17 protein-coding genes are annotated in these 17,773 nt (G+C 63.8%); 2 read left to right on the forward strand and 15 right to left on the reverse strand.

Annotation, left to right across the window (positions count from 1 at the left end):
* Positions 1-153: 153 nt before the first annotated feature.
* On the forward strand, positions 154-1,380 hold the full coding sequence (locus IVB12_RS29425) for an ABC transporter substrate-binding protein (protein WP_247304330.1): 1,227 nt from the start codon (positions 154-156) through the stop codon (positions 1,378-1,380).
* A gap of 200 nt (positions 1,381-1,580) precedes the next feature.
* Here the strand turns inward: IVB12_RS29425 and IVB12_RS29430 are convergent, their stop codons facing one another.
* From IVB12_RS29430 to IVB12_RS29465, 8 genes are all read right to left on the reverse strand, one after another.
* Positions 1,581-2,837 (reverse strand): TCR/Tet family MFS transporter, encoded by a 1,257-nt coding sequence (locus IVB12_RS29430; RefSeq protein WP_247304331.1) that lies wholly within the window; start codon positions 2,835-2,837, stop codon positions 1,581-1,583.
* The gene (gene der, locus IVB12_RS29435; protein WP_247304332.1) at positions 2,834-4,216 is read right to left on the reverse strand and encodes a ribosome biogenesis GTPase Der; all 1,383 of its coding nucleotides are present in this window, start codon (positions 4,214-4,216) and stop codon (positions 2,834-2,836) included. Before der ends, IVB12_RS29430 begins: the two co-directional genes overlap by 4 nt.
* 104 nt (positions 4,217-4,320) lie before the next feature.
* Entirely contained in the window at positions 4,321-4,863 is a 543-nt protein-coding gene (locus IVB12_RS29440; protein ID WP_247304333.1) for a hypothetical protein, read from the reverse strand.
* A gap of 31 nt (positions 4,864-4,894) precedes the next feature.
* Positions 4,895-5,548 carry a tetratricopeptide repeat protein gene (locus IVB12_RS29445; protein WP_247304334.1) on the reverse strand — a complete coding sequence of 218 codons (654 nt, stop codon included), beginning with the start codon at positions 5,546-5,548 and terminating at the stop codon, positions 4,895-4,897.
* Positions 5,549-5,713: 165 nt separating this feature from the next.
* The gene (locus IVB12_RS29450) at positions 5,714-7,306 is read right to left on the reverse strand and encodes a class I adenylate-forming enzyme family protein (protein WP_247304335.1); all 1,593 of its coding nucleotides are present in this window, start codon (positions 7,304-7,306) and stop codon (positions 5,714-5,716) included.
* Between the two features lie 73 nt (positions 7,307-7,379).
* The gene (locus IVB12_RS29455) at positions 7,380-7,964 is read right to left on the reverse strand and encodes an NnrU family protein (protein ID WP_247304336.1); all 585 of its coding nucleotides are present in this window, start codon (positions 7,962-7,964) and stop codon (positions 7,380-7,382) included.
* 195 nt (positions 7,965-8,159) lie between these two features.
* Positions 8,160-8,738 (reverse strand): hypothetical protein, encoded by a 579-nt coding sequence (locus tag IVB12_RS29460; RefSeq protein ID WP_247304337.1) that lies wholly within the window; start codon positions 8,736-8,738, stop codon positions 8,160-8,162.
* Positions 8,739-8,965: 227 nt separating this feature from the next.
* On the reverse strand, positions 8,966-10,588 hold the full coding sequence (locus IVB12_RS29465; protein ID WP_247304338.1) for a peptide chain release factor 3: 1,623 nt from the start codon (positions 10,586-10,588) through the stop codon (positions 8,966-8,968).
* Between the two features lie 158 nt (positions 10,589-10,746).
* Here IVB12_RS29465 and sugE point away from each other — a divergent pair, with 158 nt between their 5' ends.
* Positions 10,747-11,061: a quaternary ammonium compound efflux SMR transporter SugE gene (sugE, locus tag IVB12_RS29470; RefSeq protein WP_247304340.1), complete on the forward strand. Its 315-nt coding sequence runs from the start codon at positions 10,747-10,749 to the stop codon at positions 11,059-11,061.
* Here sugE and IVB12_RS29475 read toward each other — a convergent pair.
* The 7 genes from IVB12_RS29475 to IVB12_RS29505 all read right to left on the reverse strand — a co-directional run bounded on the left by IVB12_RS29475 (position 11,054) and on the right by IVB12_RS29505 (position 17,621).
* Positions 11,054-12,061 (reverse strand): inorganic phosphate transporter, encoded by a 1,008-nt coding sequence (locus IVB12_RS29475; protein ID WP_247281655.1) that lies wholly within the window; start codon positions 12,059-12,061, stop codon positions 11,054-11,056. The genes sugE and IVB12_RS29475 overlap by 8 nt on opposite strands.
* A gap of 96 nt (positions 12,062-12,157) precedes the next feature.
* Positions 12,158-12,802, reverse strand: coding sequence for a DUF47 domain-containing protein (locus IVB12_RS29480; RefSeq protein WP_247281656.1), 645 nt, complete (start codon positions 12,800-12,802; stop codon positions 12,158-12,160).
* 158 nt (positions 12,803-12,960) lie between these two features.
* Positions 12,961-13,929: a branched-chain amino acid ABC transporter permease gene (locus IVB12_RS29485; protein WP_247304342.1), complete on the reverse strand. Its 969-nt coding sequence runs from the start codon at positions 13,927-13,929 to the stop codon at positions 12,961-12,963.
* Between the two features lies 1 nt (position 13,930).
* Positions 13,931-14,794 (reverse strand): branched-chain amino acid ABC transporter permease, encoded by an 864-nt coding sequence (locus IVB12_RS29490; protein ID WP_247281658.1) that lies wholly within the window; start codon positions 14,792-14,794, stop codon positions 13,931-13,933.
* 73 nt (positions 14,795-14,867) lie between these two features.
* Positions 14,868-16,091 carry an ABC transporter substrate-binding protein gene (locus IVB12_RS29495; RefSeq protein WP_247304344.1) on the reverse strand — a complete coding sequence of 408 codons (1,224 nt, stop codon included), beginning with the start codon at positions 16,089-16,091 and terminating at the stop codon, positions 14,868-14,870.
* A 35-nt stretch (positions 16,092-16,126) separates the two neighbouring features.
* Positions 16,127-16,873, reverse strand: a complete 747-nt coding sequence (locus IVB12_RS29500) for an ABC transporter ATP-binding protein (RefSeq protein ID WP_247281660.1) — start codon at positions 16,871-16,873, stop codon at positions 16,127-16,129.
* Positions 16,866-17,621 (reverse strand): ABC transporter ATP-binding protein, encoded by a 756-nt coding sequence (locus IVB12_RS29505; RefSeq protein ID WP_008551999.1) that lies wholly within the window; start codon positions 17,619-17,621, stop codon positions 16,866-16,868. The genes IVB12_RS29500 and IVB12_RS29505 overlap by 8 nt, the downstream gene beginning before the upstream one ends.
* Positions 17,622-17,773: the final 152 nt, after the last annotated feature.

Genomic DNA, 17,773 nt, shown 5'->3' on the forward strand with positions numbered 1-17,773 from the left:
TTCCCAAAAGTTAACCGATGGATGACGCTACGACGCAGCGTCATCCGGCTTTAGGCGCATTGCCGCCGGCCATCGGACAGGCTAGAGCCAACAGCCGGAAACAAGGCTCCGCAAGAGGGCCGTCCGCATATTTGACAATGGAGGGAACCTTTCATGACCACGACATTCGCACGCCACTCGGCGGCGCTTCTGGCCTGTGCCGCTTTCGGTTTTGCCACATCCGCCTACGCCCAGGACAAGACCGTCAAGATCGGCGTGCTCAACGACATGTCGAGCCTCTATGCCGACATCGGCGGCCCGAACTCCGTGGTCGCAATCAAGATGGCGGTTGAGGATTCCGGCCTGCTCAAGAAGGGCTGGAAGATCGACGTCGTCAGCGGCGATCATCAGAACAAGCCTGACGTCGGGGTCAACATCGCCCGGCAATGGATCGATACCGAGAAGGTCGACGCCATCGCCGACACCCCGAATTCCGGTGTGGCGCTCGCGGTCAGCAATGTCGTCAAGGAGAAGAACGCGGTGCTGCTCAATTCGGGCGCGGCCACTGCTGACCTGACGGGCAAGGCTTGCACGCCGAACACGATCTCGTTCACTTACGACACCTACATGCTCGCCAACGGCACCGGCAAGGCGCTCACGAAAGCGGGCGGCGACACCTGGTTCTTCCTGACCGCCGATTATGCATTTGGTCATGCGCTCGAGCGCGACACCAGCGCGGTCGTGACCGCCAACGGGGGCAAGGTGCTCGGTGGGGTCAAGCATCCGCTGAACACGGCCGACTTTTCGTCCTTCCTGTTGCAGGCGCAATCCTCCAAGGCCAAGGTGATTGGGCTCGCCAATGCCGGCGGCGACACCACCAACGCGATCAAGCAGGCCGCCGAGTTCGGTATCGTTCAGGGTGGCCAGAAGCTCGCCGCGCTGCTGCTCTTCATCAACGACGTGCACTCGCTCGGTCTGAAGACGGCGCAGGGACTGACTTTCACCGAGTCCTTCTACTGGGACCTGAACGATCAGACCCGCGCCTGGTCGAAGCGCTTCTCGGCGCAGGCCAACAAGAACGCGATGCCTTCGATGACCCAGGCCGGCAATTACGCCATGGTGCTGCACTATCTCAAGGCGATGGAAGCGCTCGGCGGCAATCCGCATGACGGCGCCAAGGTCGTCGCCAAGATGAAGGAGCTGCCGACCGACGACCCGCTGTTCGGCAAGGGCCCGCTGCGCGAGGACGGACGCCGCCTGATCCCCGCCTACCTGTTCGAGGTGAAGAAGCCCGAGGAATCGAAGGGTCCGTGGGACTATTACAAGCAGATCGCCACGATCGCGGCGGAAGACGCGGCCAAGCCGCTCAAGGACAGCGATTGCCCGCTGGTGAAGAAGTGACCGCATAGCGGTCATCCCGGGGCGATGCGCTCGCATCGAACCCGGGATCTCGCGCGGCCACCCGGGCTGGGCCATTCCTCACGGAACGGCTCAACATAACCGATCAGGCTAATACAAGGGTGGGCAAAGCGAAGCGTGCCTACGAGTTCTTGCTTATAATGAACAGACGGTGGGCACGGCGCTTGCGCGCCTTTGCCATCCTACGAGACTGTCTTGGTCGCACCCAGCGACTGCACGGCGATCGCCACGCAGACCACCATCAGCACCGCCGCAAGCAGGAATGGCGCGCCGGGCAGATGCAGCGGCGCGCTGGCCCCGATGAAATAGGAAAATGTCAGCGTGAACAGGAACGGGCCGACGAGTTGCGACACGCTCTGCACGCTCGCGGTCGCGCCCTGCAACTGGCCCTGCTGATCGGGTGCAACCAGCCGCGTCATCAGCGATTGCGAGGCGGCGCCGGAGATCCCCCACAGCGCCAAAACGGGTATGCCGAGCCAGGATAGCGGTCCGGTCGGCGCAGCGCCCAAGACCACAAAGCCGATCGCGCCACAGCACAGGCCCAGCAGCAGCGCGTTCCGCTCGCCGAGCGCGCGCACAATCGGGCCGATGGCGAGTCCCTGCACCACCATGGCACAGATGCCGACCATGGCGAGCGTCAACCCCACGGTCTTGGAATCCCAGCCGTAGCGATATGTCGCATAGAGCACGAAGGTCGAGGGCAACACGACATGCGCGACCTGCGCAATGAAATTGACGACCGACAAGGCGGCCAGCACCGCGTTGGACCGCAGAAGGTGCAGCGCGCCGATCGGATTGGCACTCCTCCAGCGGAACGGCGCGCGCCTATCGGGCGAAAGCGATTCCGGCAGGACGAAGAGCCCGTAGAGCGCATTGGCGAAGCTCAAGGCCGCCGAGGCCCAGAACGGCAGGCGTGGATCGATGTCGCCAAGCAGGCCGCCGAGCGCCGGGCCCAGGATGAAGCCGGCACCGAAGGCCGCGCCGATCCTGCCGAAGACCGCCGCGCGCCGCTCCGGCGGCGTGATGTCCGAGATGTAGGCGAAGGCAGTCGAGATGCTTGCCGAGGTGATGCCAGAGATCACGCGGCCGATGAACAGCCAGACCAGCGAGGGCGCCAGCGCCATCAGCACGTAGTCGGCCGCGAGCCCGAAATTCGACAGCAGCACCACCGGCCGCCGCCCGAAGCGATCCGACAGCGCGCCCAGCAGTGGCGAGAACACGAACTGCATCAGCGCCCAGGCGGTACCGAACACGCCGAAGATGCGGGCCGCGTGCGCAGTGTCGTTGGCGACGAAGCTTTCGATCAGCTTCGGCAGGATCGGCATGATCACGCCGAGTGCTAGCATGTCGAGCAGGATGGTGACGAAGATGAAGGCGACGGCACCACGCCGGACCGGCGCGGCGCTCTGCGCCATCGCCTCGCCCCTCTCCCCGCTCACGACGGCCGCTTGCGCTTATGCGCGAAGGGATTCGCCTTCTCGCGCAAGGTGATGCGCACCGGAGTACCCGGCAACTCGAAAGTCTCGCGCATGGAATTGGTGAGGTAGCGCAAGTAGGACTGCGGCACCGCATCGGCACGCGAGCAGAACAGCACGAAGCTTGGCGGGCGCGCTTTCGTCTGGGTGATGTAGTTCAGCTTCAGCCTGCGGCCGGACACCGCCGGCGGCGGATTGGCCTGGATCGCCTGCTCGAACCAGCGATTGAGCGCGGCCGTCGATACGCGACGATTCCAGATCGCGTAGGCGTCCTGGATCGCCTGCATCAGGCGGTCGATGCCCTCGCCCATCAGGCCTGATACGGCGACGATTGGCACGCCCTTGAGCTGTGGCAGCCAATGGTCGGCATCACGGCGCAGGCCCGAGATCGCGCCGCCGCCCTTGGTCTCCATCAGATCCCATTTGTTGACGGCGAGCACGACCGCCCTTCCCTCGCGTTCGATCAGATCGGCGATGCGCAGATCCTGCTCCTCGAAGCGGTTCTGCGTGTCCATCATCAGCACGACGACTTCGGCAAAGCGCACCGCACGCAGCGCGTCGGCCACCGAGAGCTTTTCCAGCTTCTCCTCGATGCGCGAGCGACGGCGCAGCCCCGCGGTGTCGAACACGCGGAAATCGCGGCCCTTCCAGTTGATCTCCACTGCAATAGAATCGCGTGTGGTGCCGGCTTCCGGGCTGGTCAGCAGGCGCTCCTCGCCGAGCAGATGGTTGATCAGCGTCGACTTGCCGGCATTGGGCCGGCCGACGATAGCGACCCGGATCGGGCGCGTCGCCGCCTCTTCTTCGGAAAGCTGTTCGTCGTCCTCGTCTTCATCGTCGTTAACGGGCTCGGGCATCAGCTTAGCTAAGGCATCGTAAAGCTCGCCCATGCCCTCGCCATGCTCTGCCGAGATCTGGATGGGGTCGCCGAGGCCAAGGGCAAAGGCCTCCATTGCCCCTGCATCGCCATGCTTGCCTTCGCTCTTGTTGGCGACCAGCAGCACCGGCTTATTGGCCTTGCGGGCGAAATCGGCGAAAGCGCGATCGGTGGGCGTGAGGCCGATGCGGGCATCGATCACGAAGAACAGCGCGTCGGCCTGCGCGATCGCGGTCTCGGTCTGCTCCTGCATGCGCGCCGTCAGCGAGCCCTTGGCGCCCTCGTCGAGACCGGCGGTATCGATGATGGTGAATTCGAGATCGCCGAGCCTCGCCTCGCCCTCGCGGCGGTCGCGGGTGACGCCCGGGAGGTCATCGACGAGCGCCAGCTTCTGTCCGACCAGGCGGTTGAACAGCGTCGATTTGCCGACATTGGGCCGGCCGATGATGGCGATCGTGAAGGGCATCAGTCATTCGTGCGCTGCCGGAGCCGCGTCTGTCAATGCAGTGAAAGTAATTGTTTGAGCATGATCTTTTCGGAAAACCGCTTCACACTTTTCCGGATCATGCTCTAGCGCGAGAAGCTGCCACTCGGCAGCGGCGCCGGGAAAGCACCCTGCGATTGCTGCTGCGTGGTCTGGGTCGGTTGCGCCTGCTGGGCAGGCTGATCCGGCGGCGGCGCGGTGGTGCGCTTGCGGACGATCTTATGCTTGGGCGACGGAGCGGCGGTAGTCGGCGCAGCCTCTGGCTGGGCCTCGCCATCGACCTCGGCGCCAGCGGGCGCGGCGGCCGTTGCGGCTGGCTGCCTGGACTTCGTCGCCTTGGCCCCCTTCGCAGGCTTGGCCGGCTCGGGCGGCGGCTCCGCCGGCAGAGCCGCGACGGCAGGCGCGTTTGGATCGGGTTGCTGCTGCGCACCCTTGTACATCTCCTTCGGCACGCCCTGCTCGAGGCCCGGCACCCCCTCCGGGAAGACCGGCTTGCGGTCGCCTGGCAGCTTCTTCTTGGTGTCGAGGAAGTCGAGCATGTCGCTTGGATCGAAACTGGAGCAGCCGCCCAGGACGCCCGTGAAGGCGATCAGGACGGCGGCTGCGATCAAACGTAGCGTGCGGCGCATCTTGTGTCTCGTTTGCGTCAGAGGGCCGTCGTCAGCTCTTGGCGGCGGGCGGCAGCAGAGCCTGGAGCGCCTCGGCGCGCGAGCGCAGGCCGGGCGGTGTTTCGCCGTCCTCGGCAATCGCGTCGAGCCATTTGCGGGCCGCGGTCATGTCGTTGTTGCGCCAGGCCGACAAGGCCAGCATCTCGCGGGCGCTGTGGCGGAAGGTCGATTTGGGCGCGGCGGAGGCTTCCAGCCGTTGCTGCATGTCCGCGTAGCTGGCGCTGTCGAGGAGCAAGCCGGCACCGCGGATCTTGGCCAGATCCTGCCACTCGCCGCCGACGCCGCGGTCGGCGGCAATGTCGTCATACATCTTCGCGGCGGCCTTGGGATCGCGGGCAGCGGCCTCTGCCGCAGCGCGCAGCCGCGCCAGGGTGCGATAGCCGGACGGGGCCTTGGCGGCGAGCTCGGTGAAGGCCTTCTCGGCGTCGGCATGCTTGTCCTGCTCGGACAGCTCGACGGCCTTCTCGAAGGCGGCGCCAGCCTCGGCGGCCTTCTTGGCCTCCAGATATTGGTAGCCACGCCAGCCAGCGACGGCGGCCACGATCAGCACCATCAGGGCGATGAAGTAGATCGAATACTTGTCCCACAGCTTCTTGAGCTGTTCGCGACGTACTTCCTCATCGACTTCGTCAAATAATTCAGACACTTATGCTAATCCCATGCCCGTCCGGGTGCGCGCGCCAAAGCATTCGCGTCAGGAATCCCGTCCCCGTGTGGCGGCGAGGTACCCTAACGATATGGCGGTGGCAAGGCAAAGCCAGCCCGATCAAGGCGTTAACCACTCCGGGACAGCCCGGAGCGGCCTGTCTGCTCAGCTTCCGAGCAGCTCCCGCAACCGACGCTTCAGCACCTTGCCATTGGCATTCCGCGGCAATGGCTCGGCGCTGATCGCCACGGTCTCGGGGACCTTGTAGTCGGACAGCCGCTCCGCGCACCAGGCCCGCAGGGCCTCGCTGGCAACCGGGCTGCGCGTCACCACCACTGCATGGACGCGTTCGCCCAGCACCGGGCAGGCCCTGGCGATGATCGCGCTCTCGACCACCGCGGGATGGCCGGCGAGCACGGATTCGACCTCGGCCGAATAGATCTTCATGCCGCCGCGATTGATCATGTCCTTCTGCCGGTCGAACACGCGGACAAACCCTTCCGCGTCGACCGAGCCGAGATCGCCGGAGTGCCAGAAGCCGCCTGTGAAGCTTTCGGCCGTGGCCTTCGGGTTGTTCCAATAGCCCTTGATGACGGAGGCACTCTGGATCCAGAGCTCGCCGATCTCCCCGGGCGGCAGTTCGCGCCCGCCGGTGTCCATCGCGACGATGCGCGCGCCCGGGCACGGCAGGCCGACGCTGTCGATATGGCTCTGCGTCAGCTCGCCCGGCATGATCGTCGAGGGCGAGGTCGTCTCGGTCGCGCCGTAGCAATTCATCAGCTTCAGCCCGGGGATCTTCGCCTTGAGCTTCTCGATGGTCGCGACCGGCATCGGTGCGCCGCCAAAGCCGCCGATGCGCCAGCTCAACAGGTCGTAGTTGTCGAAATCTGGTTGCAGCAGGCAAAGATTGTACATCGCCGGCACCATCACGGTGTAGGTGACGCGCTCGCACGCAGCGAGCTTGAGATAGTCGGCCGCCTTGAACTCCGGCATGATGATCAGCGCGCCTGCGCAGCGGATCATCGTCGTGACGTTGGCAACAACGCCGGTGACGTGGCCGAGCGGCACCGCGGCGATCGAGCGATCCGCCGCCGTCAATTGCAGGCAGGACACGAACACCATCGAGGAATGGGTGATGTTGCAATGGGCCAGCATCGCGCCCTTCGGCTTGCCCGTCGTACCCGAGGTGTAGAGGATCATCGCGGTGTCCTCCTCATTCACCTCGACCGGCGCAGGCGCCGGTGCATTGTCAGCGAGAGCGGAGAAGCGCGACCGGGCCGGATCGTCGTCAATGGCGATGCGGTGGATCACATCGGGCACATCCTGCGCATCGGGCAGCCGCTCGGCGAGGGCCGCCTCGTGGATCAGGACCTTCGCGCCGCAATCCGTGAGCACATAGGCGATCTCCGGCTTCTGCTGGCGCGTGCTGAGCAGCACCGTGACCAGCCCCTCATGCGCGGCGGCGAACAGCAGCAGCGGAAATTCGATGCGGTTGCCAAGCAGGATGGCAACGCGGTCGCCGCGTTGCAGGCCGAGCTCGCGAAAGCCGGCCGCGATCCGCGCGGACTGCTCGACGGCTTGTCGCCAGCTCAGGCGGACGTCGCCGCAAATCAGCGCCTCGCCATCACCATTGCGCGCGCGGGCTTCCGCGATCATGGCCCACAGGCTCGACGGCCGATCGCAAAATGCCGGCACCACCCGATCGCCAAAGCGCGACTCGAACCGCATCGGCGGAATCTGAGATTGCGACCAATCCATCGAAGGGCCCTCGGCTTATTGCTCTTGCCAGCTATCGCCCATGGACGTCCAGGCTTCGTCTTGTGCTAACCGGCTAGACGCCGATGACGGGAACACCGATCACGACTGGATGGAACGCGAAGGCCAGCGCGAGATACGCGACAATTCCGACCGCGACCGCGATCAAATCGTTGGTGACACCGCCCACCGGGATCGGCGGACCGCCGGCATCGGTGCGGTGCTTGAGCGTGATACGATCATACACAGCCCAGCCCAGGAACGAGCCGAACAGGATGATGGAGCCGAGATCGCCATTGGCGAGCAGATGCGCGGCCGCCCACAGCTTGATGCCGGTCAGCATCGGATGCTTCAGTGTCGCATAGATGCGGCCGCGCAGGTACGAGGCCACCACCAGGATGACGGCCGGCAGCATCAAGGCGAGCGTGATGTGCTTCAGCACCTTCGGCGGGTACCAGACGTCGATCCAGCCGGAGCTGCGATAATGGGCAAAGCCCCAGATGATCAGCGCGAGCCCCGCGAGCGAGACGAGCGAATAGAGAATCTTGTAGGTCCCCTCGCCCAGCCTCGCGATCGCCTCTGCGCGCGCCTTTCGTTTCGTCGTGAAAACATGGGCCGCGAAAAACAGCACCAGCCCCAGGATCATGACCAGCAGACCCACGACATCCTCCCCCTCAAGCAGCCCCCACATCTGAGGTATCATCGATTGGCCGCCGCTCGCAACTCCCTCCCCTCATGGTGAGGAGGCGCGAAAGCGCCGTCTCGAACAACAGAGGCCCCCTCTGTCACAGCCCGGCCTTCATCCTTCGAGACGCGCGTGAAGAACGTGCTCCTCAGGATGAGGAGATAGCCTGCGCTATTTGGCAAGCTCGCGATTGTCGACATAGCGGATCGCGATCGGCCTGCCCGCCAGCGCGCCGCCAAGGCCGCTGGTGAATTTCAGCGGCAGGCATGCATTCAGCGATGCGTTGATGGCATTGAGATAGGTGGTGCGGGTGCCGGCCGGCACGCCCGCGGTCGCATATGTGAGGCGCGGCGGGCCGATCAGGCCACCCGCCCTGTTGAAGCTGAAGCGCACCGACATCTGCATGCCGGCGCGCGAATTGTCCGACGGCGGCGACCAGCAGCTGCGCAGCGCGGCGAAGAGGTCGCCGATCGTGTCGAGATCGTGATCCGGCCTCTGATATTTGGCACGATCGGCCTCGGACGGCACGCTCTCGATCGTAAGCTGGAGGTTCTGCCCGTAAGGATAGTCGATCTCGGGAATGCAGGGGCCCTCATCGAGCACGCTGCAATAGGACGGCGTGCAGGGCCCGCCGTCCAGCACGCTGCACGGCTCGTGCGAGAACGGGATCGGATTGATCTGCCGGGGCCGCGCTGCGGCGGCACTTACCGCCAAGAAGGTCAGCAGCAGAACCAGGAATGCGCGCAGCATTGAGAAGCACCGCGATGAGCGACCATCCACCATCATGTTGGGGAGATCTTGCCGCGGCTTCAAGCCCACCTCGTGTTCACATGCGCGCGTTCAAACGCGGTTTCGTCGCCGGGCCGAACCCGCTCACTATTCCAGGGGGATCATTGTTGAGCCGAGAGGCGTGCTGGATGCTCCGCCTTCGCGGGCACGACAGCGGAGGGGTGGCTGCACAGCGGGGGATAGCCGCCCTACCCCTTCTTCTTGACGTCTTTGACGTTGGTGAACTCGATGCCCTCGGCGCGCTCGCGGGTGTAGCCGAGATAGAACTCGTTCCGCGCCAGATACACGGGATCGCCATCGACATCGTCGGCGATGCTCGAGGTGTTGGCGGCAATGAAGGTGTCGAGCTTCTTGCGGTCCTCCGAGGAGACCCAGCGTGCCAGCTGGAACTCGCTGACCTCGAACTCGACCGGCAGTGAATATTCCGCCTCCAGCCGCGCTTTGAGCACATCGAGCTGGAGCGCGCCGACGACGCCGACCAGCGCGGGCGCGCCGTCGCGAGGGCGGAACACCTGCACCACGCCCTCCTCCGACATCTGCTGTAGAGCTTCCTTCAGCTTCTTCGCCTTCATCGCATCGGTGAGACGGACGCGGCGGACGATTTCCGGCGCAAAGCTCGGCACGCCGACGAAGTTGAAATCCTCGCCCTCCGTCAGCGTATCGCCGATGCGCAGCGTGCCGTGGTTGGGAATGCCGACGACATCGCCGGCAAAGGCCTCATCCGCAACCGAACGATCCTGCGCGAAGAAGAATTGCGGGCTCGACAGCGGCATGCTCTTGCCGGTGCGCACCAGCTTGGCCTTCATGCCGCGGCTGAGCTTGCCCGAGCAGAGCCGCGCAAACGCGATGCGGTCACGATGGTTCGGATCCATGTTGGCCTGGATCTTGAACACAAAGGCGCTCATGCGCGGATCGGTGGCCTCGACCTTGCGCTGGTCGCTGTCCTGCGCGCGCGGCTCGGGCGCGAACTTGCCGAGACCTTCCAGGAGGTCGCCGACGCCGAAATTGCGCAGCGCGCTGCCGAAATAAACCGGCGTCAGATGTCCCTCGCGGAACGCTTCGAGCTCGAACGGTTTTGACGCTTCGGTGACGAGATCGAGCTCGTCCTTCACCGCGGACACGTCCAGATTGGCATTGAGCTTGGCGAGCTCTTCGATCTCGATCTGCTGCGCCGCACCGGTCTTGGCACCGCCGCCTTCGAGCAGGCGCACGCCGCCATTGACGACGTCATAAGTGCCGAGGAAGTCACGGCCGCGGCCGACCGGCCAGGTCATCGGCGTGGTGTCGAGCGCCAGCGTCTTCTCGATCTCGTCCAGCAGCTCGAAGACGTCGCGGCTCTCGCGGTCCATCTTGTTGATGAAGGTGATGATCGGGATATCCCGGAGACGACATACCTCGAACAGCTTTCGGGTGCGCGCTTCGATGCCTTTGGCGGCGTCGATCACCATCACGGCGGAATCGACCGCCGTGAGCGTCCGGTAGGTGTCTTCCGAAAAGTCCTCGTGGCCCGGAGTATCCAGCAGGTTGAAGACGAGGCCTTCGAACTCGAAGGTCATCACCGAGGTCACGACCGAAATGCCGCGCTCGCGCTCGATCTTCATCCAGTCGGAACGCGTGTTGCGCCGCTCGCCCTTGGCCTTGACCTGACCGGCGAGGTTGATGGCGCCACCGAACAGCAGCAGCTTCTCGGTCAGCGTGGTCTTGCCGGCGTCGGGGTGGGAGATGATCGCAAAGGTCCGCCGCCGTGCCACTTCAGCGGCAAGCGGAGAACGGGCCGGCGATTCGGCTGCGGTGGTGACGATGTCGGACATGGCGGGAGCGTTTGGCAGGGAAACTGGGCCTGATCAAGCCTCATTTGGTGATTGCGTGGCCCTCCGGCCAGCCCCATATCGGCATTTCGGGAAGGACGGCCTTCCCGTTCTCAGCACCTCAGCCGCGGGGACGACCCTGCCTAGAATGGAGGGTCGTCATGGCCTGGAGCATCCTGTTGATCGCTGGGCTTCTCGAGATCACCTGGGCGATCGGCCTGAAATACACCGAGGGCTTTACCAGGCCTGTTCCGTCCGTCGTCACGCTCGCGGCCATGGCCGGCAGCGTCATCTTGCTCGGACTTGCTCTCAAATCACTGCCCGTCGGAACCGCCTACGCTGTCTGGACCGGAATCGGCGCGGTCGGCACCGCGACGCTCGGCATCATCCTGTTCGGCGAGCCGGCCACGGCGTTCCGCCTCGCCAGCATCGGGCTCATCGTCGCCGGAATTGCCGGCCTAAAGTTCGTTACTTGACGAAGATCTTGACCACCCACCAGGTCAGCGCGGCGACGATGGCCGAGGCCGGGATCGTGATCACCCAGGCATAAACGATCGAGCTAGCGACGTTCCAGCGCACCGCCGAGACGCGGCGGGCGGCGCCGACGCCGACGATGGCGCCGGTGATGGTGTGGGTGGTCGAGACGGGAACGCCGAGGAAGGTCGCCATGAACAGGGTCGCAGCGCCCCCGGTCTCCGCGCAAAAGCCCTGCATGGGCGTCAATTTGGTGATGCGCAGGCCCATAGTGCGGACGATGCGCCAGCCGCCCATCAGCGTGCCCAGCGCCATCGCAGCCTGGCAGGACAGCACGACCCAGAACGGCACCGAGAATTCGCTGCCGAGATGACCCTGCGAATACAGCAGCACCGCGATGATGCCCATGGTCTTCTGGGCGTCGTTGCCGCCATGGCCGAGCGAATAGAGCGAGGCGGAGGCGAATTGCAGGATGCGGAAGGCGCGATCGACCGCAAAGGGCGTCGAGCGCACCGAGGCCCAGGACACGATCGCCACCAGCATCATTGCGAGCAGGAAGCCGACCAGGGGCGACAGCACGATCGCCAGCACCGTCTTCGACAATCCGCTCCACACTGCCGCCGAAATGCCCGCTTTGGCCATGCCGCCGCCGACGAGTCCGCCGATCAGCGCATGCGAGGACGATGACGGGATGCCGAGCGCCCAGGTCACGAGGTTCCAGACGATGGCCCCGACCAAGGCCGCAAAGATCACTTGGGCGTCGACGATGGAGGGATCGATGATGCCGGTACCGATGGTCTGGGCGACGTGCAACCCGAACACCATGAAGGCGACGAAATTGAAGAACGCGGCCCAGAATACCGCAAATTGCGGCCGCAGCACGCGGGTCGAGACGATGGTCGCGATCGAATTGGCGGCGTCATGGAGTCCGTTCAAGAAATCGAACAGCAGCGCGACGGCGATCAAGCCGACCAGGACGGGAAGAGCCAACGCAGCATCCACAGCGGCCCTGCCTCAATTTTTTCGCATGATCTCCGCGCAAACGCGTTCAGCGTTTGTCGCGAAGGAAAACCGCGGCACATTTTTCCGGATCATGCGTTACACTTGCTCGATGACGATGCTGTTGATCTCGTTGGCGACGTCGTCGAAACGGTCGGCCACCTTCTCGAGATGGTCGTAGATCTCTGCGCCGACGATGAAATCCATCGCGTTGCCCGCGCGATGCTTGAGGAACAGCTCCTTCAGCCCGATGTCATGGAGGTCGTCGACGCGGCCTTCCAGCTTGCCCAGCTCTTCGGTGATCGCGGTCAGCATGGCGACGTTCGGGCCGATCGACTGCATCAGCGGCAGCGCGCGCCCGACCAGATTGGCGCATTCGATCAGAAGCCCGCCGATCTCGCGCATCGGCGGCTCGAAGGCGCGGACTTCGAACAGCATCACGGCCTTCGCCGTCTGCTGCATCTGGTCGATGGCGTCGTCCATCGAGGTAATCAGGTTCTTGATGTCGCCGCGGTCGAACGGAGTGATAAAGGTGCGGCGCACCGCCGTCAGCACTTCGCGGGTGATGTTGTCGGCGTCGTTCTCGAACTGGTTGACGCGCTGGCAATAGACCGGCGTTTCCTCGCCGCCGTTGAGCATGCTCTGGAGCGCGATCGAGCCCTGGATCACGGTCTGGGCATGACGGTCGAACAGGTCGAAGAACCGTTCCTCCTTGGGCAGGAAAGCACGAAACCATCGCATCATGGGGATAGGCTACCGGTTGGAAAAATGGCCTGGCCCGAAGGGGCCGTCATGAAACTGTCATAGACCATTTTCGATCCACGCGCGTGTCATCTCACGCCCGCGGTGCAGGGTCATCCACCGCTTTCGAGCGACCGGTAAACCGATTTTATATCAGCTACTTAGAGCGATCGCCGGAAGTAATGCGCGATTTCGCCGATGACCCCGCGGCGGAAGGTGAGCACGCAGATCACGAAGATCGCGCCTTGGATCACCGTCACCCATTGGCCGAAGCCCGCCAGATATTGCTGCATGGCGATGATCACGAAGGCGCCGATCACGGGACCGAAGATGGTTCCGAGACCGCCGACCAGCGTCATCAGGACGACCTCGCCCGACATCGACCAGTGCACGTCGGTGAGCGAGGCGTTCTGCGCCACGAAGACTTTCAGCGCACCGGCAAAGCCGGCCAGCGTGCCCGACAGGATGAAGGCCAGGAACTTGTACTGGTCTGTACGGTAGCCGAGCGAGATCGCCCGCGGCTCATTCTCGCGGATCGCCTTCAGGACCTCGCCGAACGGCGAGTTGATGATGCGGAAGATCAAGAGGAAGCCGGCGAGGAAGCCGATCAGCACGACATAGTAGAGCACGGTCGGCTTGGACAGATCGAGCACGCCGAACATGTACCCTTGTGGAATGCCCTGGATGCCATCCTCGCCATGGGTGAACGGCGCCTGCAGGTAGATGAAATAAAGAAGCTGCGACAGCGCCAGCGTGATCATCGAGAAATAGATGCCCTGGCGACGGATCGAGATGTAGCCGGTCACGATCGACAGCACGAACGCGGCGGCGACGCCGACGAGGATGCCGAGCTCGGGCGGAAGCGCCCACACCTTCAGCGCATGTGCGCTGCAATAGCCGGCAGTCCCCAGGAACATTGCGTGCCCGAACGACAGCAGGCCGCCATAGCCGACCAGCAGATTGAAGGCGCAGGCGAGCAGCGCAAAGCACAACGCCTGCATCACGAAGAACGGATAGACTCCCGTGAATGGCACCGACGCCAAGAGCAGCGCCATCACCACGAACACGATCATCTCGTCGCGCACCGTGCGCGGGGTCACCGGCAGCGTGTCGTCCGTCAAGGCTGTCATATCAGGCCGCCCTTCCCGTCAATCCCGTTGGCTTCACCAAGAGCACCAGCACCATCAGCACGAACACGACGGTGTTGGAGGCCTCGGGGTAGAAATATTTGGTCAGGCCCTCGATCACACCGAGCGCAAAGCCGGTGATGATCGAGCCCATGATCGATCCCATGCCGCCGATCACGACCACCGCGAACACGACGATGATGAGGTCGGCGCCCATCAGCGGCCGCACCTGATTGATCGGCGCGGAGAGCACGCCGGCGAGCGCGGCAAGGCCGACGCCGAGACCATAGGTCAGCGTGATCATGCGCGGCACGTTGACGCCGAAGGCGCGCACCAGCGTCGGGTTCTCGGTGGCGGCACGCAGGTAAGCACCGAGCCGCGTCTTCTCGATCAGGAACCAGGTCGCAAGGCACACCACCAGCGAGAACACGACTACCCAGCCGCGATAGACGGGCAGGAACATGAAGCCGAGGTTCATGCCGCCCTTGAGCTGGTCCGGAATGGCGTAAGGCAGACCGGAGGAGCCGAAATAATTCTGGAACACGCCCTGCACGATCAGCGCGATGCCGAAGGTCAGGAGCAGGCCGTAGAGGTGATCGAGCCCGGTCAGCCATTGCAGCATGGTCCGCTCGAGGATCATGCCGAAAATGCCGACGATGATGGGCGCCAGCAGCAACGCCCACCAATAATTGATGCCGCCGAGGTTGAGCAGGAAATAGGCGACGAAGGCGCCCATCATGTAGAGCGCGCCGTGGGCGAAATTGATGATGTTGAGCATGCCGAAGATCACGGCAAGCCCGAGACTGAGCAGCGCGTAGAACGAGCCGTTGATCAGTCCCACCAGTAGCTGAGCGTAAAGAGCCTGCATCGATCCCGCACCCGGTCCCTTCGGCGTTCCCTTAAAAGTCGCCCGCAAGCCTGATGGCCTGCCGGCCGTCATCTTACTTCTTCAAGAGCGCGCACTTGCTCTCGGACAGCGGCGTGAAGGCCTGATCGCCCGGCACCGTGCCGACCAGCTTGTAGAAGTCCCACGGTCCCTTGGATTCCGAGGGCTTCTTCACCTCGAAGAGATAGGCGTTGTGAATGGTGCGGCCGTTGGGCTGGATCTCGCCCTTGCCGAACAGATCGTCCTCGGTCGGCATCGACTTCATCTTCTCGACGATCTTGATGCCGTCATGCGGATTGCCGCCGAGCGCTTCGAGGGCCTTGAGATAGTGCCGTACGCCCGCATAGACGCCGGCCTGCACCATGGTCGGCGGCGCATTGTTCTTCATCTTCTCGGCGAAGCGCTTGGAGAACGCCCGGGTCTGGTCGTTCATGTCCCAGTAGAACGTCTCGGTGAAGTTGAGGCCCTGCGCCGTCTCGAGGCCGATCGCCTTGACGTCGGTGAGGAAGAGCAGCAGCGCCGCCAGCTTCTGACCGCCCTTGACGATGCCGAACTCGGCCGCCTGCTTGATGGTGTTGGTGGTATCGCCGCCGGCATTGGCAAGGCCGATGATCTTGGCCTTGGAGGCCTGCGCCTGAAGCAGGAACGAGGAGAAGTCCGGCGTGTTCAGCGGATGCTTGACGCCGCCGACCACCTTGCCGCCGTTGGCGGTGATGACCGCCGTGGTGTCGCGCTCGAGCGCCGCGCCGAAGGCGTAATCCGCGGTCAGGAAAAACCAGGTGTCGCCGCCGGCCTTGACTAGCGCCTGGCCGGTGGTGTGGGCCAGCATGTAAGTGTCGTAGGTCCAGTGCACGGTATTGGGCGAGCACTGCGCATTGGAGAGGTCCGAGGTCGCCGCACCGGAATTGATGTAGACGCCGTTCTTTTCCTTGATGACGTTGTTGACGGCGAGCGCGACGCCCGAGTTCGGCACGTCGACAATGACGTCGACCTTGTCCACGTCGAACCATTGCCGCGCGATGGCGGTGCCGATGTCGGGCTTGTTCTGGTGATCGCCCGAGATGATGTCGATCTTCCAGCCCTTCGCCGCAAGGCCAGAATCCTCAACGGCCATCTGCGCGGCAAGCGTCGAACCCGGCCCGCCGAGGTCGGCGTAGAGGCCGGACTGATCGGACAGCGCGCCGATCTTGACGATCTTGTCCTGCGCGGACGCGACGCCTGCTGCGGCGAAGGTGAGCGCGGTGGTCAGCAGCAATGACGCAATCGACCTGGTCTTCATGCAACTTTCCTTTTTGAATTTTTTCGTTGGCAGTTCTAGACACCCAAATAGGTGTGGAGCTTGTCCATGTTGGCGGCAAGCTCCGCATTGGAAAATCCGTCGATGATCTTGCCGTGCTCGACCACGTAGTAGCGGTCCGCGACAGTGGATGCGAAACGGAAGTTCTGCTCGACGAGAAGGATGGTGAAGCCTTCCTTCTTGAGCCGCGCAATGGTGTGGCCGATCTGCTGGATGATGACGGGCGCAAGGCCCTCGGTCGGCTCGTCCAGCATGAGGAAGCTCGCGCCCGTGCGCAGGATGCGCGCGATCGCCAGCATCTGCTGCTCACCGCCCGAAAGCTTGGTGCCCTGGCTGTTGAGCCGCTCCTTCAGGTTCGGGAACAGGTCGAAGATCTGATCGAGCGGCAGCCCGCCTTCACGGACCACCGGGGGCAGCAGCAAATTCTCCCGCACGTCGAGACTGGAGAATATCCCCCGCTCCTCGGGGCAGAAGGCGATACCCATGCGCGCGATCTTGTCGGAGGTCGCGCGGATGATGTCCTGATTGTTGAACTTCACCGAGCCGGTTCGTTTGCCGATGATGCCCATGATGGATTTCAACGTGGTCGTTTTGCCGGCGCCGTTGCGCCCGAGCAGGGTGACGACCTCGCCCGCATTCACGTCGAAGTTGATCCCGTGCAGGATGTGGGACTCGCCGTACCAGGCTTCCAGGTTGCGGACTTGAAGGATGTTTCCGCCGGTCGCGGCCTTTGCCGGAGCCTCGGCGATCGCAGTGTCAGGCATGACCGGCTCCCAGATAGGCTTCCTTGACGCGCTCGTCCTTGGTGAGCTCGGAGTAATGGCCCTGCGCGAGCACCTGCCCGCGCGTCAGCACGGTGATGATGTCGGAGAGATTGGCCACGACGCTCAAATTATGCTCGACCATCAGGATGGTATATTTCGCGGAGATGCGCTTGATCAGCGCCGCGATCTTGTCGATGTCCTCGTGACCCATGCCGGCCATGGGCTCGTCCAGCAGCATCATCTCAGGGTCGAGCGCGAGCGTGGTTGCGATCTCCAGTGCGCGCTTGCGTCCGTAGGGCATCTCGACCGCCGGCGTATTGGCAAACTCGCTGAGGCCAACATCGTTCAACAGCTCGCGCGCGCGATCGTTGAAGCGGTTGAGCACGGATTTGGAGCGCCAAAAGTCGAACGAAGAGCCGTGCTGGCGCTGAAGCGCGACACGGACGTTCTCCAGCGCGGTGAGATGCGGAAAAACCGCCGAAATCTGGAACGAGCGAACCAGGCCCATGCGCGCCACGTCGGCCGGCGCCATCGCAGTGATGTCCTGTCCCTTGTACAGGATCTTTCCGGCAGACGGTTTGAGGAACTTGGTCAAAAGATTGAAGCACGTCGTCTTGCCGGCCCCGTTCGGACCGATCAACGCATGAATGCTCCCACGGCGAACCTTGAGCGCAACGTCGCGGACGGCGAAGAAGCCCGCGAACTCCTTGGTCAAGCCTTCCGTTTCGAGAATGAACTCATCGGCCAAACAGATTTCCCCCTCCCCGCGCGACGCGCTGGCCGCGCGTGGCTGTCCTTGTTGCTTCGGCTTTCCGGAGGCCTTGGAGCCCTCCGGAACGCCGCCTCCGGGCGCGGAATATGCCGGAGGTGACGGGGGTTAGGCAAGGCGGAAAGCTGAGC

The sequence above is a fragment of the Bradyrhizobium sp. 179 genome, assembly GCF_023073535.1.
GTDB lineage: Bacteria > Pseudomonadota > Alphaproteobacteria > Rhizobiales > Xanthobacteraceae > Bradyrhizobium.

Coding starts and splice junctions, on each gene's coding strand:
- IVB12_RS29425 (WP_247304330.1), top strand. CDS start 154: ATGACCACGACATTCGCACGCCACTCGGCGGCGCTTCTGGCCTGTGCC.
- der (WP_247304332.1), bottom strand. CDS start 4,216: ATGCCCTTCACGATCGCCATCATCGGCCGGCCCAATGTCGGCAAATCG.
- IVB12_RS29440 (WP_247304333.1), bottom strand. CDS start 4,863: ATGCGCCGCACGCTACGTTTGATCGCAGCCGCCGTCCTGATCGCCTTC.
- IVB12_RS29450 (WP_247304335.1), bottom strand. CDS start 7,306: ATGGATTGGTCGCAATCTCAGATTCCGCCGATGCGGTTCGAGTCGCGC.
- IVB12_RS29460 (WP_247304337.1), bottom strand. CDS start 8,738: ATGCTGCGCGCATTCCTGGTTCTGCTGCTGACCTTCTTGGCGGTAAGT.
- IVB12_RS29465 (WP_247304338.1), bottom strand. CDS start 10,588: ATGTCCGACATCGTCACCACCGCAGCCGAATCGCCGGCCCGTTCTCCG.
- sugE (WP_247304340.1), top strand. CDS start 10,747: ATGGCCTGGAGCATCCTGTTGATCGCTGGGCTTCTCGAGATCACCTGG.
- IVB12_RS29480 (WP_247281656.1), bottom strand. CDS start 12,802: ATGATGCGATGGTTTCGTGCTTTCCTGCCCAAGGAGGAACGGTTCTTC.
- IVB12_RS29485 (WP_247304342.1), bottom strand. CDS start 13,929: ATGACAGCCTTGACGGACGACACGCTGCCGGTGACCCCGCGCACGGTG.
- IVB12_RS29490 (WP_247281658.1), bottom strand. CDS start 14,794: ATGCAGGCTCTTTACGCTCAGCTACTGGTGGGACTGATCAACGGCTCG.
- IVB12_RS29495 (WP_247304344.1), bottom strand. CDS start 16,091: ATGAAGACCAGGTCGATTGCGTCATTGCTGCTGACCACCGCGCTCACC.
- IVB12_RS29500 (WP_247281660.1), bottom strand. CDS start 16,873: ATGCCTGACACTGCGATCGCCGAGGCTCCGGCAAAGGCCGCGACCGGC.